Annotated in this window: 20 protein-coding genes and 3 pseudogenes; 17 read left to right on the top strand and 6 right to left on the bottom strand. The window is 31.1% G+C overall.

What is annotated here, in order from left to right; translation table 11 throughout:
- Positions 1 to 233: 233 nt before the first annotated feature.
- Positions 234 to 1883 carry an alpha-keto acid decarboxylase family protein gene (locus HMPREF3058_RS03335; protein WP_002490909.1) on the bottom strand — a complete coding sequence of 550 codons (1650 nt, stop codon included), beginning with the start codon at positions 1881 to 1883 and terminating at the stop codon, positions 234 to 236.
- 171 nt (positions 1884 to 2054) lie between these two features.
- On the opposite strand from HMPREF3058_RS03335, the gene HMPREF3058_RS03330 reads away from it, so the two are divergent.
- From HMPREF3058_RS03330 to HMPREF3058_RS03320, 3 genes and pseudogenes are all read left to right on the top strand, one after another.
- Complete coding sequence (locus tag HMPREF3058_RS03330; protein WP_002446968.1) at positions 2055 to 2501, top strand: MarR family winged helix-turn-helix transcriptional regulator; 447 nt, start codon at positions 2055 to 2057, stop codon at positions 2499 to 2501.
- 212 nt (positions 2502 to 2713) lie between these two features.
- Positions 2714 to 3208 carry an IS200/IS605 family transposase gene (tnpA, locus tag HMPREF3058_RS03325; RefSeq protein ID WP_032604316.1) on the top strand — a complete coding sequence of 165 codons (495 nt, stop codon included), beginning with the start codon at positions 2714 to 2716 and terminating at the stop codon, positions 3206 to 3208.
- A 172-nt stretch (positions 3209 to 3380) separates the two neighbouring features.
- Positions 3381 to 3567 (top strand): annotated as a pseudogene (locus HMPREF3058_RS03320) (DNA/RNA non-specific endonuclease); the annotation flags it as partial.
- A gap of 141 nt (positions 3568 to 3708) precedes the next feature.
- On the opposite strand, the pseudogene HMPREF3058_RS12385 reads toward HMPREF3058_RS03320, so the two are convergent.
- The 4 genes and pseudogenes from HMPREF3058_RS12385 to HMPREF3058_RS11620 form a co-directional block, all read right to left on the bottom strand.
- Positions 3709 to 4336: pseudogene (locus tag HMPREF3058_RS12385) on the bottom strand (recombinase family protein).
- 100 nt (positions 4337 to 4436) lie between these two features.
- A complete protein-coding gene (locus tag HMPREF3058_RS03310) occupies positions 4437 to 5135 on the bottom strand; it encodes a hypothetical protein (protein ID WP_002490911.1) in 699 nt (232 codons plus the stop codon).
- A gap of 8 nt (positions 5136 to 5143) precedes the next feature.
- Positions 5144 to 5311, bottom strand: a complete 168-nt coding sequence (locus HMPREF3058_RS12275; protein WP_002490862.1) for a hypothetical protein — start codon at positions 5309 to 5311, stop codon at positions 5144 to 5146.
- A gap of 192 nt (positions 5312 to 5503) precedes the next feature.
- Positions 5504 to 5599 carry a type I toxin-antitoxin system Fst family toxin gene (locus HMPREF3058_RS11620; RefSeq protein WP_002495983.1) on the bottom strand — a complete coding sequence of 32 codons (96 nt, stop codon included), beginning with the start codon at positions 5597 to 5599 and terminating at the stop codon, positions 5504 to 5506.
- A gap of 1136 nt (positions 5600 to 6735) precedes the next feature.
- On the opposite strand from HMPREF3058_RS11620, the gene HMPREF3058_RS03305 reads away from it, so the two are divergent.
- The 4 genes from HMPREF3058_RS03305 to HMPREF3058_RS03290 all read left to right on the top strand — a co-directional run bounded on the left by HMPREF3058_RS03305 (position 6736) and on the right by HMPREF3058_RS03290 (position 12829).
- Positions 6736 to 8055, top strand: coding sequence for a poly-gamma-glutamate hydrolase family protein (locus HMPREF3058_RS03305; protein ID WP_002490913.1), 1320 nt, complete (start codon positions 6736 to 6738; stop codon positions 8053 to 8055).
- A 406-nt stretch (positions 8056 to 8461) separates the two neighbouring features.
- Positions 8462 to 8563, top strand: coding sequence for an SE2200 family small protein (locus HMPREF3058_RS03300; RefSeq protein WP_002437978.1), 102 nt, complete (start codon positions 8462 to 8464; stop codon positions 8561 to 8563).
- Between the two features lie 198 nt (positions 8564 to 8761).
- On the top strand, positions 8762 to 11095 hold the full coding sequence (locus tag HMPREF3058_RS03295) for a CDP-glycerol glycerophosphotransferase family protein (RefSeq protein ID WP_002490908.1): 2334 nt from the start codon (positions 8762 to 8764) through the stop codon (positions 11093 to 11095).
- Between the two features lie 189 nt (positions 11096 to 11284).
- A complete protein-coding gene (locus HMPREF3058_RS03290) occupies positions 11285 to 12829 on the top strand; it encodes an NAD(P)H-binding protein (protein ID WP_002490842.1) in 1545 nt (514 codons plus the stop codon).
- 122 nt (positions 12830 to 12951) lie between these two features.
- On the opposite strand, the gene HMPREF3058_RS03285 is transcribed toward HMPREF3058_RS03290, so the two are convergent.
- The gene (locus tag HMPREF3058_RS03285; protein WP_002490907.1) at positions 12952 to 14421 is read right to left on the bottom strand and encodes an alkaline phosphatase; all 1470 of its coding nucleotides are present in this window, start codon (positions 14419 to 14421) and stop codon (positions 12952 to 12954) included.
- A gap of 295 nt (positions 14422 to 14716) precedes the next feature.
- Here HMPREF3058_RS03285 and HMPREF3058_RS03280 point away from each other — a divergent pair, with 295 nt between their 5' ends.
- From HMPREF3058_RS03280 to HMPREF3058_RS03235, 10 genes and pseudogenes are all read left to right on the top strand, one after another.
- Positions 14717 to 14866, top strand: a complete 150-nt coding sequence (locus HMPREF3058_RS03280) for a hypothetical protein (protein ID WP_002490882.1) — start codon at positions 14717 to 14719, stop codon at positions 14864 to 14866.
- A gap of 60 nt (positions 14867 to 14926) precedes the next feature.
- Positions 14927 to 15592 (top strand): response regulator transcription factor, encoded by a 666-nt coding sequence (locus tag HMPREF3058_RS03275; RefSeq protein ID WP_002486903.1) that lies wholly within the window; start codon positions 14927 to 14929, stop codon positions 15590 to 15592.
- Positions 15593 to 15597: 5 nt separating this feature from the next.
- A complete protein-coding gene (locus HMPREF3058_RS03270; RefSeq protein ID WP_002490847.1) occupies positions 15598 to 16494 on the top strand; it encodes a sensor histidine kinase in 897 nt (298 codons plus the stop codon).
- 110 nt (positions 16495 to 16604) lie between these two features.
- The gene (locus tag HMPREF3058_RS03265; RefSeq protein ID WP_002490898.1) at positions 16605 to 17354 is read left to right on the top strand and encodes an ABC transporter ATP-binding protein; all 750 of its coding nucleotides are present in this window, start codon (positions 16605 to 16607) and stop codon (positions 17352 to 17354) included.
- A 1-nt stretch (position 17355) separates the two neighbouring features.
- Positions 17356 to 19368: an FtsX-like permease family protein gene (locus tag HMPREF3058_RS03260; protein ID WP_002490860.1), complete on the top strand. Its 2013-nt coding sequence runs from the start codon at positions 17356 to 17358 to the stop codon at positions 19366 to 19368.
- A 103-nt stretch (positions 19369 to 19471) separates the two neighbouring features.
- Positions 19472 to 20062: a DUF4064 domain-containing protein gene (locus tag HMPREF3058_RS03255; protein ID WP_002490857.1), complete on the top strand. Its 591-nt coding sequence runs from the start codon at positions 19472 to 19474 to the stop codon at positions 20060 to 20062.
- 522 nt (positions 20063 to 20584) lie between these two features.
- Positions 20585 to 22177: pseudogene (locus HMPREF3058_RS03250) on the top strand (solute:sodium symporter family transporter).
- Between the two features lie 129 nt (positions 22178 to 22306).
- Complete coding sequence (locus HMPREF3058_RS03245) at positions 22307 to 23491, top strand: hypothetical protein (RefSeq protein ID WP_032604314.1); 1185 nt, start codon at positions 22307 to 22309, stop codon at positions 23489 to 23491.
- Positions 23488 to 24597: a hypothetical protein gene (locus HMPREF3058_RS03240; protein WP_002490870.1), complete on the top strand. Its 1110-nt coding sequence runs from the start codon at positions 23488 to 23490 to the stop codon at positions 24595 to 24597. The genes HMPREF3058_RS03245 and HMPREF3058_RS03240 overlap by 4 nt, the downstream gene beginning before the upstream one ends.
- A gap of 143 nt (positions 24598 to 24740) precedes the next feature.
- Positions 24741 to 26066 carry a PrsW family glutamic-type intramembrane protease gene (locus HMPREF3058_RS03235; protein ID WP_002490881.1) on the top strand — a complete coding sequence of 442 codons (1326 nt, stop codon included), beginning with the start codon at positions 24741 to 24743 and terminating at the stop codon, positions 26064 to 26066.
- The last annotated feature ends 1 nt before the right edge of the window (position 26067 follow it).

Below are 26067 nucleotides of genomic sequence, written 5' to 3'. Positions count from 1 at the left end.
ATTAAGTTCATTAAAAAAGCGTCTTAAGAATGATTTATTAGAATCATCAATGTTTGTGATTATTCATACATTTTACTTTTAATCGATATAAAATATAACGTTAAATGAATGTTGTTTCACGGGAAACGTCATTTTTTAAGTTTCAACTTCTATAAAGATATATTTAACACCCGTATAACTAGAGAATCATACGGGTGTTTGAATTGCTTATATTATAGAATTTTAAAAAGATATTAAGATGATTTGTTTTGTGATGCGAATGCTTTAGCTATATTACTTAATTTAGCTGGTGCATCTTCAACAGCCATTTTCACTTCTACAAAGTGCATGCGATCACTATTAGATTTAATGTTTTCGAAGGTGAGCATGAGTTCTTCTGAAGTATTTACATCATGAACTAAAACATTGTCACCACCAAATACAGAAGGTAATGATTTGTAATCCCACATGCGAATGTCATTGTAAGGTTCTTTCATACCATGAATCATTCTCTCAACTGTATAACCATCGTTATTAATTACAAATATCACAGGGTTTAAATGTTGACGAATCATTGTAGATAATGATTGAACAGTTAATTGTAGTGAGCCATCACCAATTAATAAAATGTTTCGACGATATGGATTTGCAATTTGTGTTCCTAACGTTGCTGGTAGCGTATAGCCGATAGAACCCCATAATGGTTGTCCGATAAAAGTATTATCTTTGTACAAGGCTAAGTCATAAGCACCAAAGAAGGATGTACCTTGTTCAGCGATTAAAATATCATCTTGTTGTAAAAAATCTTGCATCATATTGAAATAAGTCTCTTGAGTTAATGGCTGATCACTAAGTTCATAATTATGTGCTTGTGGTCTCTCATATTGTGGGAAATCATTAGTATTTTTGTAGTGAATATACTTATTTAAACCATTTAATATATTTGGTAATGAAAATGCTTCGATGCATGTATCATTAATTTTAAATTCATTATGATTTAGCATAATCACATCATTAATATCAAATTGATATGAGAACCCAGCTGTTGCAGAATCTGTTAATTTAGCACCAATATTCAAAATAGCATCACTTTGATTGACATAATCTTGAATATCTTGTTCTGCTATTGAACCATCAAAGATACCCATATAATAAGGATTTTCTTCATTAAATGCACCTTTACCTAAAGATAACTGAACAACTGGAATTTGAGTTTGATTAACGAATTGTTCGAGTTCTTTATGCAGATGGAAACTATTTATTTCATGGCCTGTAATAATAACAGGTTGTGTTGCCGATTCAAGTTTGTCTTGAACCATATTGATATAAGTTTGAACGTTTTTTTGTGGTTCTACTTCTGCTTTGAATGGCTTTGAAACTTCAATCTCTGTGAGTGCGACATCAATAGGTAAATGAATGTGAACTGGACGACGTTGTTGAATCGCCGCGTTGATTACTCTTGGAATTTCTGTGGTAGCATTATCAGGTGTAATATAAGCTTGCGCTGTTGTAATAGGCTCAAACATTTTTCTATAATCATCAAAAGTTCCTTCGCCAAGGGAATGGTGAACGTATTTGCCTTCTTGTTCTACAGCTCGAGTAGGTGCCCCAGTGATGGCAATAACTGGCACACGCTCAGCATAAGATCCAGCGATTCCGTTGACAGCACTTAATTCACCCACTCCAAATGTTGTTACCATTGCACCGATGCCATTAATACGTGCATATCCGTCAGCGGCATAACTTGCATTAAGTTCATTTGTATTACCAATCCATTTAATATGATTATGTGCAATAATATCATCTAAAAAGGCTAGATTAAAATCTCCTGGGACACCAAAAACTTTGTCAGCACCTGCTGAATAAACCGCGTCCATTAAATATTGTCCTACGCGTTGTTTCATATATAATTCCACCTTTGATTTCTTTTATCTTACAAGTATCATAGTAACGTCAATCCGATATAAAGTCAACTAAGTTGACCTATTAAAAATTTGAACAGTTTCTGAAATATATGACTATCAGTCAAAAGTTTATTATAATAACGATATTGAATAAAAAAAGGATAGTGTTAAATGTCTAAAAATAAAAATGATTACGAACATATGCTGTTTTACTTCGCGTATAAGACTTTTATTACTACAGCGGATGAAATTATTGAGCAATATGGCATGAGTCGCCAACATCATCGATTCTTATTTTTCATTAATAAATTACCGGGTATAACAATTAAAGAACTTTTGATTACGCTTGAAATATCTAAACAAGGATCGCATGCAACGTTACGTAAATTAAAAGAAGAAGGTTTAATTATTGAACAAACATCTAAGCAGGATAGACGAGTAAAAAAACTTTTTACCACTGAAGCGGGTGATGATTTAATAGGTAAGTTAAACCAAGCACAAGATGAATTAATTCAACAGACACTACAAAAAGTAGGCCATGATTGGTACGCGATGATGGAAGAACTAGCTAATTATCGTGAAGGCTTCAAAACAATTGAACATTTGAAAGAAGATTAACAAAGATGTTGGAACATAAAGGTCTTAGACGAAGAAAAAGACAATTTCTATATTTATTCAATAGAAATTGTCTTTTTTATTGTATAAAGAAAACCATGCGCTATGCGTATGGTTCAGAAAAGGTTTTACCGTTATCTAAAAAAACATCTCATCATGCTAGAATATATATTGGTCAGCCGACCAAAATATTCAACACGAGGAGATGCTATTTAATTTCATCTGACACAAACAGTTTAGCACATACAAAATGGAATTGTAAGTATCACATAGTCTTTGCACCAAAATATAGAAGACAAGTGATATATGGAAAAATCAAAAGAGATATTGGAGTTATTTTACGTCAACTATGTGAAAGAAAAGGCGTAGAAATAATAGAAGCAGAAGCATGTAAAGATCATATTCATATGTTAGTTAGTATTCCACCTAAATTAGGAGTATCATCAGTTGTTGGATATTTAAAAGGTAAAAGTAATTTAATGATTTTTGATAGACATGCTATTTTAAAATATAGATATGGAAATAGAAAGTTTTGGTGTAAAGAATTTTATGTAGATACAGTAGGTAGAAATAAAAAGGTAATTGAAAATTACATTCGTAATCAATTACAAGAAGATATCGTTGCAGATCAAATTTCAATGGAAGAATACCTAGATCCTTTTACAGGAGAAGAAATTAAAAAAAGACGAAAAAAAACAGTACCCCTTTAGGGATGCTGGGAAAGTAGTGCAGTTGGCTGATCTATCAGTGCCCTTTTAGGGCTGGCCCGTAAGAAAGGCTTATAGCCGTAGAACAAACCACCCGTTCATACGGGTGGTTTTGATTACAACGAGTAATAAATTTTAATTTTACTACTAAATACATATAAAATATTTTAGAGAGAAAGCCAACATCGAATATACAACACCGCATGGACATGTATATCGAACGGTTCACAGAAGTATATGCGTATGACCTATCACTTCAAGATGGCGGACGTAATTCATATGCGCAACGAACAGTAGGAATAGAAGACCGATTACCAGATGATGACGGCGGTCATTTAATTGCGCACGCATTCGGAGGTTCTATATACTTTAACAGTCGTTTGCTATAAAAAAGTGTATTAATCGTATATTAATGGGAAGAGGAATATAAAAAAAGGGAGATTGTATTTTCTCTCTTTCTTGCTTTATTATTAAAATATCATAATAGGTTATTATCATTTATTTTAGGAGGCATTGAAGAAAAGTTTATAAAACCAAAACAATATCGTAATTCTATAAACTGTTAGCCTTATTAAATTAATCTCTTTCGCAATTTTACTAATTGCTTGGCCTTCTTCTAACATTTCTAAAACACGATGATAAATAATACGTTTTTGAGGATCTTTACAATTCGGCGAATAAAGTAATGAACGGCCTTTATATAGCCCTTTGTCTTTTGTGACTTTAATACATTGTGCTTGTCTACGTTTACTTTCATTTCGTTCTTGTTCTGAAACCATTGCTCATATATGAATGAATAGATTTTTCATAAATTTATCTAATAATGAATTGCCAATCTCATCATTCATCATAGGTATGCTAGTAATCATTAATTAAACTTATTTGTCTTTTAAATAATTAACTGTCTTGATTACTTCATCGTAATTAAGGCCTAAACGATCAAATGACTACACTACAACCTCATCTTCCACCCTCACAAAACTAGGAAATATTTGAAATAACAATCTATTTTTAATAGGTTCCTCAGACTGTTTTTCTGTAAATGTTTTTCGCACCAAACGTTTTCAAATTATCCAGTTGTCTTTTTAAATTTTGATCCATGGATAATACCCTCACATAGCCAACATTTATTTTCATACCATAATTAATATACACCCAAATCATACGTTTGAGTCATTATAAATTCAACTACAATATCAGTAAGATTAGGGTATATCCATAATTTGACAAATTATTTGCGTTTGTTATCAGAGTTAGCACTATTTAACATAAAATCAATTTTCTTGATAATAGAGTTTAACAAATTTAGCGTATTTTCTATGTTCAAACTTTTCATGATGGTTTTAAAATCTCCTTTTTCACTTAGTTCATTTATAGAAATATAAGGGATATCTTTCATATCACTACTTCCGTATATTCCCATTTTCTTTTGTATATTTTCTACTTGTTTTCCATAATACATTTTAGGAGTTGAAAATGTTAAAATTTTTGGATTTCCTGGCGGATGGTATAAAACATTATTACTTATTTTGGAATCAATTTTTTTATAAAACTGGCTAATATTCGGATATTGACATAAAGAGATTTCCATTGTCTTCGAAAACATCATTCTTTTATAGTCTTCAGAAAGCCCTTCATCAAAATCTTTAAACATCATATGTATTATATAGTTTCCATTTTCTATAATACTTAAAACCTCCTTTAGATTAGCATGTAATTCAAAAATATTATCTAATTTCGAATTTTTAGTATCTATAGAAACCTTAATAAAATCTTCTGTATCTATTATTAAGTTTTTTAAAATCTCCTCAAATTTTTTGTTATTAATAGATGTAATATAGTAAGATAAACATTCAATATTTTTCAAATAATTTTCTCTATCTCCTTTTCCAAAAGTTAGTCTTTCAATAGTATTTTCAAATCTTCTCACATTATCTTCTATATATTTTTATTAATTCTAATTTTTTGAACGTAAAGTTTTCTGATGTTAATATTCACATTTTTCTTTTCATCATTTAACTTTTTTAATTGAAAAGCTGAAATAATAGTAGCACAGCCCGTTACTACTAATGTAACAATTGAAACTATTAGCATTGTAATTTCCATGTTATTTACCTCACATTTTATATAAAATATATTTCTATTATATTTTACTACGCTAATTAACACTATAGCTTTTGCATTCCTCTACTAACCAGTGTTATAATATGATTAACAAGAATATCTGCATTTAATGCACCAAACCCCTCACTACTGAGAATAGTGAGGGGTTTTTTTGGTGTGGCTTAGTCGCCTATTTTACTTATCATCACGTTTGCGAAGCCAATACGCAAAGAATGTGACAATGCAACCACTTGCTGCCGTGGTCATGATGTGAACAAGAATATCTGTCATTTTCTGCACCTCCTCTCTGCGTCTAAATTGACGCCTGAGAGATAGGCGACTCTATTAATATACCATCTGTGAATATACAAACATATCTACTTCCGATAAGTTATTTTATGTAATGATAGTGAGGTTTATTTCTTTGATATTCAGAGACAAAAGAGATACTTTATAAGTACTCAAATCTCTGAGTCGCTATTTTTCTTAATATTAAGCACCGTTAATAAAAACTCTATTTCCCTTTGACTTTACTTATAGCTCGAGCTGACACTCGAGTGAAGCCCCAAATAGCCTTCATAATTTCCAAAATAGGTTCTACACCCAATATTCTATGACTATAGTTTTTCATTTCTAGTTAAGAAAGGTTTTAATGAGTTTGAATTTTAAAGTATTCCTAATTATCATTTTTCATGATTTTCTTATTTGTTATGAACCCGGTTTTATGTATAGACCTCTCAAAGAACATGCTGAACAATCATCACATTTTTTTATATTAAAATCACATTTAAAGCCATTTCTACCATTTCGATTTACATATCATTAAAATCTATTCTTTTACTATTACGACATATAGATTAGTTAAGATCACAATTGGGTTTCGTTCCAAAAATTTTATTAACATATCACGATATATTTTTGAGTAGTTCTAACATAACTTCCCATTGATAGCGTAAGCTTTTAAGTTGAAGGTTGTTATAATTTTATACGCAAGCCCTCTGTTAATTTAATTTGGTGGTATTTATTAAATTATATGAAGGTGTCTTATTTTTTAAGTATTTAAAAGCGAAATTGCATGTTAATACGTAGTATTTATGCCGAGACTCCTAAGCAAGTAGTGCTAATTGTTGAAAGAGATTGAGATGGCACACTAGAAAAGTGGGTTATTCAATATGAAATATTGCATAAATAGAGAATGGCAGTAAGATAACTTTCAATTGAAAATATCTTATTGCTTTTTTAAGGATTTGTATCTTAAACTCTTTGTTTTTGTTTGAAAAATTTTTTAGTGAAAATATTTAGTAATATCAATATTTTAAAAATATTGATATGATAAAAAACATTCCACAACTTAATAAAAAATATTGATTTTTTGCACAAATAAGTTAGTATAATTTTTATATTAATAATTCATAAGGAGAATTGATATGAAAGTCAAAAGTATTTCACGGTTCTTTTCAATGAAGAAAGTGACGCTAAGTTTCGTTACCGTATTTATTGGAGTAGGGACAATAGGTTCATTTAATCAGTATGCTGATGCAAGTACGAAAACGCAACAAACACATGTAACTAAGACATCTCCAACTCAAAAGACGACGTCCAATTTTAAACGTTCAGTTAAAGATACGGTTGTTAAATCTAGAGCTACATCAACAAAAAGAGCTATATCACCCAAAACGTCATCAACTAAAAAAACTACAACAGCCAAAAAATCTACAACATTAAATAAAACGCGTACAACAACCAAGACTCAGCCTACCATTCGTAAGAGTTCAACAACTTCAACACGTTCAAAAACAATGCCTACTTCTGTGAAACGCACAACTTCTCATAAAGCAACTACTGTGTCGCCAACTTCTAAAGCTAAAATATCAACAAAAACACAACAATCAACTAAAAGTCATGCAACTTCTGTTAAGAAAAACACTACACAACTAAGTAAAACAAAATCACCGTCAGTATCAACAAAATCTAAAATAGTTCAATCCTCGACGACAAAGGCACAACCTACTTTAACGACTCAAGTTAGTACAACTACTAAAGCAAAACAACTTTCAACGTCACCTACTTCTAAAATCAATAGTAGTAAAGAATTAGTGGGAGTGGCACCTGCTGAACGTAAAACAGATAAATATCAATCGATGACACAGTTAGAAAAAGAAACAACTGAAGGTGTAGATTGGAGAAAAGATACAAAAAACACAGGGAATCAAGTACTCATTGTGGCTCCACATGGTGGAAGTATTGAACAAGGTACAACAGAATTAACTAAAGCATTAGCGGATAAAGGTAATTATGATTATTATTCATTTGAAGGCATTCGACCTAAAAATAACTCTGAATTACATGTTACGTCTACACATTATGATGATCCGACATTAAATCAAATGATAAAAAACCGTACTGCAACTGTTTCAATTCATGGCGCATCAGGTACTGAGGAGATTATCTATCTTGGCGGGCCTCGTTCAGATTTGAGAAATGCTATAGAGAAGCAACTTGTTGGACGTGGATTTACTGTTAAAGTTCCACCAGAGTATCTAGGTGGTCAAAATAATAAAAACTTTATTAATAGAGAAGACAATAACACTGGCGTTCAGTTAGAATTAACGACTGCTTTAAGAAAAGCATTCTTTAAAAATGGAGATACTAGTACAAAAAATCGTACCAACAAAGAAAATTGGACACCAACAATGGAGGCATTTATTAATGCATTGTATGAAGGTATCAATCAAACGTATTCATAAAATATTTTTAATAAATGATAAACAACAATATCTTACTTAAAAAATCTTGATAAGAAACAGATGTTTTAAGATTATGTTATATTTTATAGTTCTTAATCTATGGTAAGAGTAACAATTTGATTTAAAATAGTATTTTCTATGTTGATTACATTCAAATGATTTTGCGGTACGTATTTACGGTATATATAATTTGTAGTGAAATGGTATAAGAATAAATCGTAACTTAAGTTGTAAAATAAATCTATGTAGTTTCAAAATTAATAATGAATTTTAGAAAATAAGGAAAAAATTACGTTAATTTGAAATTCAAGTTTTTAAAAACAACTATAAAACGTGTATAATAGTAACTAACTATTGAACAATTTGTTTGTTCAAGAACCGCATCTTTGAAAGGAGTGTTATTAAGATGAAAAAATTAGCAGTTATTTTAGCATTAGCTGGTGCAGCGTTCTATGGTTTCAAAAAATACCAAAATCATGTAAACCAAGCTCCAAACATTGAATATTAAGATTCACTAATGATAATTATATGAAGACACGACTAGGTCGATTGCGATTATGTCGTGTCTTTTTTTAATTTTAAAATTCAAAATTATTTTAATTATATATAAAGTAGATAAAATTCCAAATATTAAGTATAATATCTTTCGCGAGTTCTACATATTAAAGATGAAATAATTTAATGTATTTGGGAAGTGAGATATTAAATGAAGATTAACATATTTGGATATAATATCTTCGCCAAGGGCGGAACATCAAGAAGTAATATTAACTTAGTGAAAAGCTTATTAGAAATTGGACATGAGGTACACTACTTTAATTATAAGAACTATAATAAAAGTGATATCACAAAACTAATTATTTACGAAGGTTTGAGCACAAAGCATCTTCATATTCATCAATTTAATAGTGGAAAAGAACTTGCTCATGGAGACCTACTTATAATTACTAGAGAAACCTTTTTTCATCATGCATATCTAGTTAAAAAATTAAATAGCAAGATTAAGATTGTTGGTGAAATACATGGTCCATTGGAATATATTAATGAGAATATAGATTTAGCATTAGACTGTATTGATTGTGTTCGAGTGAGTACAGCTAGAATCAAAAATGAGTTTATAGCTAAATATGACTATCATCGGGTTTTTAATCAATACGTAAATGCACAACATATCGATTTAAAATCAGAGCCAATAAATACTAAACGAAATTTTTTAATTAAAGCACGTTTTGAGGACGAAGTTAAAGATATTTCATATATTATTAAATTGTTTAATTACATCATTAAAAACCAAATTGTTGACGATGCTCAACTTTATTTAATAGGCTATGGTCCTTCAGAAATGTTTTACAAAAATTTGATAAATTACTATCATCTTAATGATTATATTCATATTAATGAAAAAGAACCGCAGAGTTATGTTTATATATCTAGTTCACCATATGAAACGCTCGGCTATTCTATATTAGAAACGATTGCACAGGGGAATAAAGCTCTAGTTTACTATGGTGATGATAACGTGTTAAAGGATATCTATGCACCATATGAAGCGATACGTTTTTTAACCAAAGATATGATTAAAGATAGTAAAATAATTAAAGACTTTCTAGACTATAAATATAGTCACTGTGATCGACAAAAAGATTATCGACAGTTGGAAAGTACGTTTAAATGCATTAACTATGGACAGGAATTTTTAAATCATGTTGAAACTTTTTCTTCATCTCAACATGTAAAAGTGAAGAAAATTCATCAACATCTCGGTAGTGAAAAACAAATAGATATAGCAAGTCGTTTAAAAGAGAGTCGTTGGATGAATTTAATTAGAAAAAATAAATATTTATTTAATAAATGTAAAACGTACTATGAAAAAAGAAAGCATATGAGCTATATCAAAAATTTAAATCAAATACCTGTAGACGACGACTCAATATTTATAGAGTCTTTCCATGGTAAGAATTTCAGTGGAGATCCTAAATATATTGCTCTCGCTATTAAAAGACAGTATGCTCATAAAAAAATATATGTGAGTTCAACCAATTCACTTGTCGATATGGAAATCAAACGTTACGGTTTTACACCTGTTCGATTTGGAAGCGAGAAATATATTAAAACGTTTAGAAAGTGTAAGTATGTTTTTATCAATGGTAACTCATGGGATAAAGTGTACAAGTCTTCAGATCAGATATTTATTCAAACGTGGCACGGTTTTCCATTAAAGAAAATGGTTAATGATTTAAATGAACAGCATGAAAGACAACAACAACTAGAGGCATTCATACCACGCATGAAAAAATGGGATTATATTTTGACATCATCAGATATTAATACGACGTTGTTAGAATTAGCCTTTATGCTAAATAAAAATCCAAATCTTAAAGTTCTAGAATACGGCGCACCTAAGAATGAATATTTAATAAATAATAATAATTTACAAGAGCGCCAGCAGTTACAGCTTAAATATATGTATAAGATAGATGATGATAAAAAATATATATTATATTGTCCCACTTGGAGGGGAAATCAAAGAAAAGAAGTCACTCAGATTAATTTAAAAGATTTACTTAAATATTTACCAGAGAATTACGAGATTATTGTGAAACTTCATCCTAATGAAAGTCATTTAAGAACTAGATATAATCAAATAGATAATCGAATTCACTGTTACTTCAATGAACTTGTTGATATTCAAGAACTGTATATTCTGAGTGCATGTATGATTACAGATTACTCGTCGACCATTTTTGACTATATACATTTAAACAAGCCGGTGTTTATTCTTCAAGAAGACGAGCAACAATATAAACAAAGTGTTGGTTTTTATTTTGATTTGTTTGAAGTGGGTGATTTTCTTAAAGCCTCTTTAAATGAACGCATATTAGCTAAACAAATTTGTAGCACTGATTATATAAATTATTCAAAAGTGGTTCATCGTTTGATGAGACAAGATAGTTCGAAAAGCAGTGAAAAGTTAATGACCAAAATTCTTGGGGAACCAGAATATCCAAGTTCATCAAACTGTAAACAACAGATTTCTTAAAGAAAGTTGTTATTTACTGGGAAATAATATAAGTATGGGTACTTTGAGACAAGAATCATGTGAATCTTGTCTCAGTTTCATATTTTTGAGTAAACATTTAACATATAGCAATGATAACCAATACAAATTTAATAAGTATACAATCTAACTATTTTTATAGAACATTAAAACACATTCTAGGGGGAGTATATGTCTAAAATTTTACTAACGGGTGCATCAGGTTATATTGGTAGCCATCTCAAGAATAAATTAAAAAAAGATCATGAAGTGATAGCTATATCCAGAAATACTCATAATAAAACGGATGAAGAAAATGTCACGTGGAAGTCAGCAGACTTATTTGATTTGGACGAAATTACAAAAGTAATGAAAGATGTAGATACAGCGATTTATTTAGTACACTCTATGATGCCATCAGCAAAATTAACGCAGGCTAGCTTTGAAGATATGGATGCATTGTTAGCGGATAATTTTGCGCGTGCAGCTCAAAAGCAGGGTGTTAAGCATATTGTCTACATGAGTGGTTTAATACCAGAAAATGATGAGCTATCTGCGCATTTAAGAAGTCGACTTGAATGTGAAAAAATTCTTGGTGATTACGGTATACCAGTTAGCACATTACATGCAGGTTTAATTATAGGTGCAAAAGGAAGTTCTTATCCAATTCTTAAAAGACTAGTTGAGAGATTGCCAGCAATGGTTTTGCCTAGTTGGGCTTACAATAAAATTACACCTGTTGCCATTGACGATGTGATAGATGGTTTAGCAGCATTGGTGAATCGAACACCCAAAGATAACGAAGCAATTGATATCACAGGTCCTGAAGTGATGAATTATAAAACGCTGATACAGCGCACAGCTAACGTACTTGATAAGCGACTACCTATGCTTGATTTACCTATTATACCCATTATCGTAAGTAGTTATTGGGTACAACTGATTTCAAATGTACCGAAAGAAATGGTATATCCATTAATGAATAGTTTGATTCACGATATGGTACCACATCGAAAACGCGTTGTGTCTAACTTGTCCGTAGGAAATATCACCTTTGAAGATAGTGTGAAAAGAGCACTAAGAGAAGAACAAAAGACTTCTAAGAAAAAGTCGGATTCGAAAAATTCTCAATCATTTGGGCGTATGCATCAAGAAATTAAGGATGTACGAGCCATTACACGGTTTAAAATTCCGGAAGGTTATTCAATTAAAGATGTGACTAAAGAATATGCAAAATTCATCAATAATATCACACTACATCTCGTTAAAGGTACGATAAATGAACGAGAATTTAATATGAATTGGCCCTTCATTAATAAATGTATTTTAAAAATGGAACGTGATGAAGCTGACTCTACAGAAGATATGGTGGTATATAATATTGTGGGTGGCGATTTAGCACATTCAAATGATGGTGGAAATGCACGCTTTGAATTCCGAAGAATAAGAAACACCAATGATGGTATTATTGCTTTACAAGAATATGAACCTACATTACCTTGGGTAGTATATAAACTAACTCAAGCTAAAGCACACAAGACTGTTATGAATATTTTTAAAAATAAGATGGCACGTTTAGCACAGCAAAAAAATGTGAAAGATGAAAAGAATATGTCTAATCGTGTAACAATTGGAGTAACAGTAGCATCAACGTTCGTTATTGGAAGCGCAGTAGGGTTCCAACTTTTTAAAAAGCATCAAATCAAAAAGAACACAATGTCGAATGCAGAATTATAAGCGATTTATATTTAATAGTTATTGCATCTTATGTATATAAAATATATTATGTACATGATAAAGGGACAGTGGTCATAACGACGACTGCCCCTTTCTTATTATATTAAATTTAAACTTTATAACTAATTTTGATTTGATGTTACATTGTTTCCGAAAAAGTCAAATATGTTTTTAGCGCTTTGGGTATTTTCCATATTCCCTTTGAATTTATTAGAACCTGGCCCATATGCATATGTGTTAACATCTACACCTGTATGGCCATTGGTTGTCCAACCTGTGTGTGAAGCATCGTTAATTGGTTTTTGAATTGCATTTTGTAATTTTGTTGTTTGTTCTACAACTTTTTCGTCTTTGTCATCTTTACCTTCTTTTTGTAGTTTGTGAAGGTCGTCTGCTGCTTTTTTGACTTTATCGAGTTGTTTGTTTGGAAAATCAATGCCGTATCCATCTTTAATTACTTTTTCAGGATCTTTTCCATCAGCGATTTGTTTTGTCATATACATTCCAGAATGTTTCATCTTGTGAATAGCCTCTGGATTCCATTTATAATCTTTACCTTTTGCGGTTGATAGACCACCAGTTGAGTGGTCTGCAGTTGCTACAACAAGTGTATCTTTATGTGTCTTTGCATAATTAATAGCATTATCAAAAGCTGTTTCGAAACCAGACATTTCAGACATCACACCAGTGATATCATTAGGGTGGGCAGCTTTATCAATTGAGGCACCCTCAACCATTAAAAAGAATCCCTTATTATTTTTACTTAATTTATTTAGTGCACTGTTTTGCATGTCTACTAGCAACGGATTAGATTGAGGTGCATCTATTTGTAATGGCATATCTTTTTCTGAGAAAGTACCTAAGACTTGCTTACTTTGTGATTGATTTAATTCATCTTTATTAGAAACGATATCATAACCGTCTTTTTTGAATTTTTTCGCTAAATTTTTATTTTCTTTACCGAAGTATTTTGCTCCGCCACCTAACATCACATCGATTTTATGTTTGCCATTTATTTTATCATTATAAAATTGCTGTGCAATTTCATCTTTTTTATCGCGTGAATCTATATGAGCAGCATATACAGCAGGTGTTGCATCAGTAAGTTCAGCAGTAGTTACTAAGCCAGTTGATTTTCCTTGTTCTTTAGCTTGTTCTAGCACAGATTTAATTGGTTTTTTATTTGTATCAACACTAATTGCACCGTTATATGTTTTGTGACCGGTACTAAAAGCTGTTCCTCCAGCAGCAGAGTCTGTAACATTTTCTTTAGGATCATTAGAATAAGTACGATTTGTTCCTTTTAGATATTTATCAAAAGCGGTTGGAGTCATTTTCTTAGCACCAGGCTTATTTTTATAATAGCGATATGCAGTGTTAAAAGAAGGTCCCATACCATCGCCAACCATGAAGATGACATTTTTTGGATTTTTTGTGTTGCCGAAAGCAATGGCTTCGTTTTGTGTTTGCTTAGTTTGAGCACCTTGTTCTGAGCTACCTGAAGCATAGGATACGTTCACTGTACTTAAAACGGATGCTACTACGATTGATGAAACAAGCGTCGTCTTGCCCATTTTATTCATAAATTTCATAAATAAATTGCCTCCCAATATGTATGATAATTTAAGTATAGAAGACAAACTTTGATTGAGAGTTAGTTTTTAGTAAATATAATGTAAAGTAATATTATTTTTACATATTATAAAATTTCATCACTTAAATAAAATGTATGGCTCTATCTTCGATGCCCTTTATATCTCTCAAAGTGATAATATTGTTAAAATAATAGCATCATGTCAATGTATTTCTTATTAATAAACATGTAAAATAATCTATAATAGGTATCATAATTATTGGAAGCTAGAGATCCTAAGAGAAGGTGAGACAATGATATTCGTAATGTTATCTCCAATATTAATTATTTTGTTTATTGTACTAAGCGTATTAGAAGAAAAACGTAGAAAGAAAAATTCAAAAGATCAAAATTCGAATCATGTAGAACAGCAACAACATGATTATATCGACAAAGAACAATAGCAAAATAAAAATTCAGATGATGATAAATAAGAGTGAAAAGATAGTGAAAGGTGAACATATATGAAGATTTTCATTGTAGAAGACGATTTAGTGATTGCTGAAAGTTTAGCTAATGAGCTATCTAAATGGAATTATGAGGTTCATGTGGTTGACAATTTTGAAAAGATAATGGAAGATTTTCGCAGAGTAGAACCACAACTCGTATTATTAGATATCAATCTACCAACACTTAATGGCTTCCATTGGTGCCAAGAAATACGAAAAGTATCTCATGTGCCTATTATGTTTATTAGTTCAAGAACAGATAATATGGATCAAATTCTGGCTATCCAAATGGGTGGCGATGATTTTATCGAGAAACCATTTAACTTGTCTTTAACAGTAGCTAAAATTCAGGCACTATTGCGTCGCACTTATGATTTATCTATAGCTCGTGATGAAATAGCTGTTAAAGGTTGTAAACTAATTGTTGATGAGGCGAAGCTTAGCAAGGATAATGAACATGTTCAACTTTCCTTAACAGAGCTACAGATATTAAAATTGTTATTTCAAAATGAAAATAAGTATGTAAGTCGTACAGCTTTAATTGAGAAATGTTGGGAGTCTGAGAATTTTATTGATGACAATACGCTAGCAGTAAATATGACGAGATTACGAAAAAAATTACTTTCTATCGGTGTCGATAATTTAATTGAGACAAAGAAAAATGTAGGATACAGGGTTTGAGACATATGAAGTTTGCATATATTCAATCGATTCGTAATGAGATTTCAATTATTTTAATAATTCTATTATTTTTTGCACTTATATTTTATGTATTTTCTTTACCATTTGATGCATACATACTAGCAATCAGTATCATATTACTATTGATGTGTGTACGTTGGTGGATAAAGTATTTAAGTTTTAAAAAGAACGAACATCTTAAAGATAAAGTGGCATATTTAGAATATGAGTTAGCACATGTTAAGAATCAGCAAATTGAATATCGTAATGATGTTGAAAGTTATTTTTTAACATGGGTACATCAAATTAAAACACCTATTACTGCCTCACAATTACTTTTGGAGAGAAACGAGGAGAATGTAGTTAATCGTGTTAGACAAGAAATTGTGCACATTGATAATTACACAAGCCTCGCATTAAGTTATTTAAAATTATTAAATGAAGAGTCAGATATGACAATTACCAAAGTGACAGTTGATGATTTGATTCGCCCGTTGATTTTAAAATATAGAATTCAGTTTATTGAACAAAAGACGCAAATCCATTATGAAAAAAGTGAGGACATCATTTTAACCGATACACAATGGGCTTCTATAATGATAGAGCAACTTTTAAATAATGCTTTAAAATATGCTAAAGGTAAAGATATATGGATAGATTTTGATGTTGTCAATCAAACTTTACAGATTAAAGATAATGGTATTGGGATTAGTAAAGCAGATATTCCTAAAATTTTTGATAAAGGATACTCAGGATTTAACGGTAGATTGAATGAACAATCAACTGGTATAGGTTTATTTATAGTGCAACACATTGCAAATCATTTAAATATACAAGTAACTGTACAATCAGAGTTGAATCAGGGGACAGTATTTTTTATACATTTTACTAAAGAAAAATAATAAACTTTCAAAATTGTAAGTTTGCCAATGATATTTGTAAGATATTATGAATGTTATTGGCATTCTTTTTATTTTATGATGTAGTAGAAAGGGAGAAAGGAGTTTGCATAGTGTTATTAGAGGTTAAAAATGTAAAAAAAGTCTATGGCAGAGGTATGAACACGACAACGGCTTTAAATCAAATGAACCTTGAAATTGATGAAAATGAATTTGTAGCAATCATGGGCGAGTCAGGTTCAGGTAAATCTACATTACTCAATTTAATTGCTACTTTTGATCGTACAACTGAAGGATTAATAAAGTTAGACGGGTTGCCGCTTAATCAATTGAAGAATAAAGACATTGCACGCTTTCGCAGAGAAATGATGGGATTTGTGTTTCAAGATTTTAATGTGTTGAATACGATGTCGAACAAAGATAATATTTTGATGCCTCTTGTACTTGCAAATGAACGTCCGAAAATAATGCAAAAACGCTTAACGGAAATAAGTGAACAATTAGGAATTGAAGACTTGCTTGAAAAATATCCGTCTGAAATATCTGGGGGACAAAGACAACGGATAGCTATAGCCCGTGCGTTGATAGCACGACCTAAATTATTATTAGCTGATGAACCCACTGGTGCACTTGATTCAAAAACCTCTAAAAACCTTATGTGTTTATTTCGAAAAATTAATCAAAAGCATCAAACTATATTAATGGTGACACATTCAAATATTGACGCGTCATATGCGAACCGTGTCATCTTTATCAAAGATGGTCGTTTATATCATGAGATTTATCGTGGTGAAGAATCGCAAACAGATTATCAAAAGCGTATTGCCGATAATTTGGCCATATTGAATGGAGTAGGTGACTAATATGACTTTCAAGATTTTGTGGAAAATGATTAAACAAAATTTTGTTAATCAACGTCATATCATTGTTCCGTTTATTAGCGTAATAAGTATTTTATTCGGTATTGAATACATATTGTTATCGTTAACCACTAACATGTATTTTAATGAGCATCATCCTGAATTAAAAATATCTGCGATGATTGGAATAGTGTTTCTGACGATGTTATTATTCATATTTTTAATTTATGCAAATCACTTTGTTATGAATCGTAGGAAAAAGGAATTTGCCTTAAATATGGTTCTTGGCATGGAGAAAAAACATCTAAGACTCATCATCTTGATTGAACTTCTCATTCAATTTATTATATCTGCAATATTGAGCATTGTTGGAGGTTACTTATTTGGTGAGCTCTTTTTTATGTTATTTAATAAACTAGTTAATACGCATCAACCTCAGTTGTCAGATTATCCATTTGATGTTTTGTCAATGAAAATCACATTAACCATGCTATTCAGTTTGATGATTATACTGTTTGTTATTAACAATTTTAAAATATCATTTAAAAACTCCTTGCAGTTACTGCTTAAAAATAAAAGTAAGACACATGAAAAGTCCCGTGTACTGTTAATAATATTTTTAATTTTAGGATTAATTTTTATAGGAATTGGCTATTATTTAGCTATAAAACCTAACACGGCTATCGGTTCCTTGGGGATTCTATTTTTTGCGATTTTGTCAACGCTTATCGGTACCTATTTGCTTTTTGTTAGCTTAGGGTCAATAGTTTTAGAAATGTTACAAAAATTAGATCATTATTATTATAAACCCAATCATTTTTTCTTTATTGCAGGACTCAAATCACGCGTAAAATCTAGTGCGATTGGTTTAGCTACGATTTCATTTATGTGTACATTTCTGATTGTTACGTTAAGTATGACAGTCTCAACTTATAGAAATATGGATCACAGGTTTGAATTTGCATTTAAAAATGATTACGCAGGTTATTATATTGGTGATTTTCATAAAAATAGCAAAATTCAACGTAAGATAGAAAATTTAAAAAAAGATATTCGCCAAGAAGTTCCAACTGGTCAATTTAAAATTTATGCACGAGGTATGGTGGGAGCTGAATTGCAGGGAGGCTTAAAACATAAAAAGCTAAAAAGACAAACTGTATCGAGTGGTTTATTTAATTTTGGAAATAAGCGAAAATTCAACTCCTTTATTTCTATATATAATAAAAGTGATTACAATAAAAACAATAAAAAAATAAAATTAAATGATGATGAAATTGCAATTAGTACAAGTGTGTCATTATTTAAAAAAATGAAAACGCTCAATATATTCGGGAAAACATACAGAGTTAAATATATTGAGTCTACAAATATGGATAACTTACTCTATGCAGATGGTATAACTTTAATTGTGAATCAACAACAACTGATGGATCGTATTGTTAATGAATATCGTAATCATAATGATGAAAATTTAGTCATCACTCCTAATCAAGTCCAAACTGCCGTTGAATTTAATGTATTAAAAGAAAAGGATAAGTTGAATCATCGTATTAAGAAAATAGGGGTTCAACATGATATTGAATTTCAAGTGAAAAAACAAAATCTATTGATGTGGAAACAAGTCAACTCAAGTTTAGTTTTTGTTGGAAGTGTTGTATCTCTAGTTTTATTGATAGGTATATTTCTTATGATGTATTATAAACAAGTTTCAGAAGGACATGAAGATAGAGATGCATATATAACGATGAAACAACTTGGATTAGATGAAAATTTAATCAAAAAAACAATTAATAAACAAGTAATATGGGTATTTCTCATTCCTGTAATTGTTGCAATTATACATACGTTAGCTGCTTTTCGCATCATATACTCTGTATTAGGAATCGTTGGTCAATATGACTTGGGACTATATGCTACAAGTTATGTAGGTGTGATAGTTGTATTTATTATTTTTTATTCAATGATGTACTGGATTACTTCTAGAATTTATTATACGATGATAAACGGTAAGCATTAATATTTATATATTTTAAGAAAGATAAATTACAATATATCTAATTTAATGCATATGTTTAAAAAAATTAGGGAATTAAATGAATAGGTGAAAAGGAGGAACAAGAATGATACAACGTAAAGGTGAATTAATACTTTCATGGATTGGCAATGGATTACATCTGTTGTATGTATTTTTAATAGGCATATTTTTCATAATGACACAAACAAGTGATTTTAAAAATGGAATGATTCAAGGATTTATAGAAGAAAATCCAGGGGAATATGATTTAGCATACCAAACTTATAATATTATGTTAGGCTTAGGTGTCGTTTTAATTATTATACTTCTCATTTTATTAATTGTATCAATAGTTGCCGCTATTTTAATTGGTAAAAATGCAAAAGTATCAGGAATATTACTCGTTATTACAGGAATCATTGGTCTCTTTTTAAGTTTTATGGCTGGTGTCTTATGGTTAATAGCAGGTATCATGCTTTTAGTACGTAAACCACAAACACAAAATGACCAAATCAATTCTCAATACAGTAATGACATACATTCACATGTTGTGCCAGAAGAAAAGAAACGTGAACAACAACAATATAATATGAATGAACCACATATTGGTCAACCATCAACATCTCATCATGATCACGCCTTGAATGATCAAAATAAACGAGAAAACCATAATCATGATAATCAACCATACAAATAGTACAAACGATTTAAAGGTTGAATACCTATATCAAATGTTTTAATGTTTGAAACTTTTATTATAAATAAATGAATTGAAAAATGCTTGTTACTGACTGTTTCGAATCATAGTCAGTTGTACGGGAGCGAGACGACGAATCTGAAAAGAATCGGTCTCGCTTTTTTAGTATAAAAATTTAATTATTATTTTAAAATGATGAAGTGATTTCTATAGTTAAATTTAGTGCAAGGATACTTTAAAAAATATATTGGAAAAATGCCGCTATTAAAAAATGTTCTAAAGTGTACAATTCATTTTAAAAACAAAAAAAGAAGTTTTAAAATTTATATTTCTGTCAATATATGAGTTGTATACGAAATGACAAACGCAATTCACATATGAAACATTTATCACTTTACAATAATATGTTGTTAAGTTGATGTAGATACATTCATTGTTTTACGTATAAGTCGCTATCGTTGTTTTTTAGGATTCATTTTAATTATATCCAATCAACAAAAGTGAAATGGAGGAACATATTAAATGAATTGGATATCGATTATTTTATTTATTATGGTCGTAGGTGGCATTTCTTTTTATGCCTATTTGCAATCAAGAAAAATTAAAACGAATAGTTCAGATGGTTATTTTATGGGAGGAAATAGCCTTACTGGATTTACAGTTGCTTCAACAATTATCATGACCAATTTGTCTACAGAACAAATTGTTGGGCAAAATGGTTAAAGCTATGCACAAGGAATGGAAGTAATGGCATGGGAAGTTACGGCTGCCGTAGCAGTTGTATTGTTGGCATGGGTCTTTCTTCCTAAATATTTAAAATACGGTGTTAATACAATTTCTGAGTTTTTGGAATTACGTTATGATACATTTACTAAACGTTTTGTCTCCATTTTATTTATCTTCACCTATGTCGTATCTTTCTTGCCTGTAGTATTGTACTCTGGTTCACTAGTGTTCAATAAAATGTTTAAAGTTGATGAATATTTAGGTGTAAGTAGTTCAACAGCTGTCATCATTATTTCATCTATTATTGGTATAATTGGTATTATTTACTTATTTGTAGGTGGTTTATCGTTAAGTGCTTTTAGTGATTCAATTTATGGCATGGCTTTAATCATAGGTGGACTTGCGATTACAATATTAGGTCTAGGTCAATTAGGAGATGGCAACTTCCTACATGGATTCGACAAAATCGTGCAAGACACACCTGAGAAATTAAATGGTTTTGGTAAGGTGGATTCGGATGTTGTGCCTTGGCCAACCCTATTCTTCGGTATGTTCTTTAACAATTTATTCTTCTGGTGCGCAAACCAGATGATAGTTCAAAAAGCACTCGCAGCTAAAAATTTAAAAGAATCTCAAAAAGGAGCAATATATTTAAGCTTATTTAAAGTGTTCGGACCATTATTTACAGTCTTACCAGGTGTAGTAGCATTTAACTATTTTAATGGTAGTCTTGATAAATCAGATAACGCTTACCCTGCACTTGTAACTTCAGTATTACCAGAATGGGCATTCGGCTTATTTGGTGCGGTTATTTTTGGTGCAATATTGAGCTCATTTGTTGGCTCATTGAATAGTACGACTACACTATTAACACTCGATTTCTATAAACCTATTTTTGGAAAAAATAAATCAGATAAACATATTGCTCGAGTGGGACACATTGCTACTGTAGTCATTGGAGTTATTGTTGTAGCACTTGCACCAGTCATCTCATTATTCCCTAGTGGTCTTTATGCAGTAGTTCAACAGTTTAATGGTGTGTATAGTATGCCTGTGCTAGCTTTGATTTTAGTCGCTTTCTTTTCTAAACGCACATCTAAATTGGGCGCTAAAGTGACACTCTTCACACATATAATTTTATATGCCATCATCAGCTTTGTATTTACAGAAATTAATTATGTATACACATTTAGTGTATTATTCTTTGTAGATTTAATTATAATTTTGATCTTTAACAAAGTTAAACCATCTAGTGAGTTTGATTTAAACACGCATCAACCAAAAGTAGATATGACGCCTTGGAAATATCGTTACGTTGCAGGTATTATTGTTCTTGCATTAGTAGTAGTAAGTTATATTATCTTCTCACCACTCGTGTTAGCAAAATAAATGTTACAATTAAAACTTAATGAGTAACAAAACAAAAGTGTACGTTAAGAACGTTTATCAGCGTGATCACGTGCACTTTTTAACTATGAATAAAGTTGATTTAAAAATTAGAAAGGAGGGACAACGACGATGCAAACAGTCGGAATTATACCTTCACCAGGTATAGCGCATCAACATGCAAAAAATATAATTCCAAATGTTAAACAGTTATTGTCAAAGCGGACTAAACATAATCGATGGAATTTCGAAATCAAAGTCGATCTCATGATAGGATCTGCAGAGGATGTACATGAAAGTGTTGAAAAAGCAGCACAAATTAAAGAGGCATATCAGTGGGATTACGTTGTTTGCCTGACAGATTTGCCAAGTATTTCAGATAATAAAGTGGTAGTCAGCGACTTTAATAGTGACAAACATGTTGCAATGCTATCATTACCGTCACTAGGTTTTATTGATTTAAAGCGCAAGCTAGTTAAAACGATGACTTCATTGATTGAACAATTATATTATAATCAACCGAAAAACAAAAATGCGCCACATCCTTTTGTACGCGTGAAGGCTGTAGAACCAGACGAAGACGCAACATCAAAGCAACGATATATTAATATTTTATTTATCATAAGTTGGATTCAGTTAATTGGTGGACTGACACGAGCAAATCAGCCTTGGAAAAACATCTTTAATTTTAAGAAAATCATTTCAGTTGCCTTTGCAACAGGAACTTATGTCTCCATATTTTCAATGCCATGGGAATTAAGCGTGATTTATTCACCGCTTCGACTTATCATATTGATGGTGATTGCCATACTTGGGATGGCCGGATGGCTATTCTATGCGCATCAATTGATTGAAAAGAAAACTGCTAAATCTCAGCGTGTATATCGATATATTTATAATTCAACCACACTTGTTACACTAAGTTTGATTACACTCATAAATTATGTCATTTTGTATTTATTGTTAATCATCAGTATCACACTCTTTGTCCCTGTGGAATTATTTAATAGTTGGACGAGTGCCCAAGCACAATTTACGTTCTCAAATTATATGAGATTGATTTGGTTTGTATCATCATTAGGGCTTTTAGCTGGAGCTATGGGATCAACTGTTGAAAATGAAGAGAAAATACGTCGTATTACTTATTCTTATAGACAATATCATCGCTATAAAGAAGCTGAGCAAGAACAAAAAGAACGAGAAACTTCTCGTGATGTATCACAACAAAATGTCGAACAACAAACTTCAAGTAAAGATGAAAATAATGAACAATATGAAGGTAAAAAACAAGGACATAGAGAGGAGGATGACGCATGACAAATCAAAAAACTGTGGGTCTAGTCGTCGCTCCAGGTGTTACTGAACATCTTGCAGAAAATCTCATACAAGAAATGCCTAAAATGTTATCTACGCATTATGATCATCAGCAAGAATGGATTTTTGATTTAGTTACTGATCCGCTTACTGGTTTTGCCGAATCTGTAGATGAAATTTTTGCGAAAGTAGCCGATTATCACGATAAGAGACAATGGGATTATGTGATAGCAATTACAGATTTACCGATGTTTGCTGATAAGCAAGTGATGGCATTAGATATTAATATGAAAAATGGTGCAGCTATTTTCTCATATCCGGCCTTTGGCTGGCGTCCAGTTAAAAAACGTTTCAAGCATGCGATTTATAATATTATTCAAGAATTAAATGAAGCTGAACAAGAAAGTCGTAATTATGATAATAATAATCAAATAGAAAATTCAGTGAAAAAGCAATTTCCGCTTTCTAAAATAGATAAAGAAACAATATATATGAAAGAAACAGACTCATATCACTTAAGATATTTATCAAGTTCACGTTCTAGAGGCATGTTTCGCCTTGTTAGTGGAATGACCTTTGCGAATAATCCATTAAATATGATGGCAAGTTTAAGTAATATAGTAGCAATTGCATTTACTACAGGTGCATTTGGACTTGTATTTACAACGATGTGGCAAATGGCTTATAACTTTTCAATGTGGCGCTTATTTGGAATTTCAATTATTGCGATTATTGGAATGTTAATATGGATAATGATGTCACATGATTTATGGGAACCAGTTAAAAAAAGTAATCATAAGCGTATTACTTGGTTATACAATCTTACAACAATAATGACATTGATTTTTGCCATTATCATTTATTATATTATTCTATATTTACTCTTCTTAATTGCTGAAATCGTATTATTACCATCAGGATTTTTAGGTCAGCAAGTTGGATTAAAAGGTCCTGCAGGCATTGATTTGTATTTAAGTATTCCATGGTTTGCAGCTTCCATTTCGACAGTTGCAGGTGCAATTGGAGCTGGTTTACTTAATGATGAACTCATTAAAGAAAGCACATATGGATATCGTCAACGTATAAGATACGAAGAGCAACGTCGATAAAAGCAGTCGCTTTTATCGACATTTTATTTTGCAATACGAAATTTAACAGTTTATCTGTCATAGAATATAGCGATTTTATGAGAATTAATTTAAAATATTGATAACAACTTTTTTATAGAGATAACTTGAAAGTAGGGATTGAATTGATTTGTTCAAATTGTGGGACACATTTAGAGAAGGATGATAAATTTTGTATTAATTGTGGGCAGAGTGTGTTCGATAATCCAAAGACAAAAACTGAACATTTTTTTAGTAGTCAAGAAAGACAATGTCCAAAGTGTCACAAAGTAGTAAATGTCGATGATAAGTTTTGTATTAATTGTGGTCATTTTCTTCAGCAAACATTATCAAATGCAAATGACAACATAGGGTCATATACATATTCAAACACAAAACCTGAAATAGAAAATGAAACTGCAGATCGCATTCGATTAACAGAAGAAGCCAAGCATCTATTTAATAACACAACGAAATCAATAGGTAGGCTAGCAGGGAATGATGAAAGTTTAAAATTGAATTTGCGTGATATGTTTTCTGAGGTGTTTAAAGCTCACACCAAAGATGAAGCGGATGATGTATTTATTGCTGGAACAAAGCGTACGACGCCACATATTAATGAAGTTTCCGAGGAGTGGGGGAGACCTTGGGTATTCTCGCGTGTATTTTTAGCTTTAGGTATCACTTTCCTAGCGTTATGGGTATTAACAAATGTATTTGGTAATGCCAATGCCATACCAGGAATGATATTTATTGGCGCACTATTAGTTCCTATTTCAGGGTTAATCTTCTTCTTCGAATCTAATGCATTTAAAAACATTAGTATCTTTGATGTAATGAGGATGTTCTTTATTGGTGGTGTATTGTCACTCATTAGTACAATGATTTTATATCAATTTGTTACATTTAGTACTGAATCGCAATATTATGGAATTATGACTATAACAGATGCATTCATAGTAGGATTTGTTGAAGAGGTTGGAAAAGCAACTGTTGTTATTTTGTTTATCAATTATTTAAAAACAAATAAAATACTCAATGGATTACTAATCGGTGCTGCTGTTGGTGCAGGGTTCGCGGTGTTTGAATCAGCCGGTTATATATTCAGGTTTGGATTTAATTTAGTTGATGGAGTTAATAATATTACTGAAATTACTATACAAAGAGGTTGGACAGCTTTAGGCGGTCACCTCGTTTGGGCAGCTATTGTTGGTGCTGCGGCAGTAATAGTGAAAGAAACAAACCATTTCGAATGGGCGAATATCATCGATAAACGTTTTATATTTTTCTTTTTTGTGGCAGTGACATTGCACGGAATATGGGATACGGAAATAACACTTTTAAGTAGTGGTTATTTAAAATATATTCTATTAATTATAATTGCATGGCTATTTATATTTATACTTATGAAAGCAGGGCTAACTCAGGTGAATCAGTTGCGTGAGGAATACAATCGTTTAGAGGAAAGGTGAT

Source organism: Staphylococcus sp. HMSC068G11 (genome assembly GCF_001815825.1).
Classification (GTDB): domain Bacteria; phylum Bacillota; class Bacilli; order Staphylococcales; family Staphylococcaceae; genus Staphylococcus; species Staphylococcus epidermidis.
The sequence above is the reverse complement of the archived record's forward strand: the minus strand, read 5'-3'. Positions and strand labels throughout refer to the sequence as shown.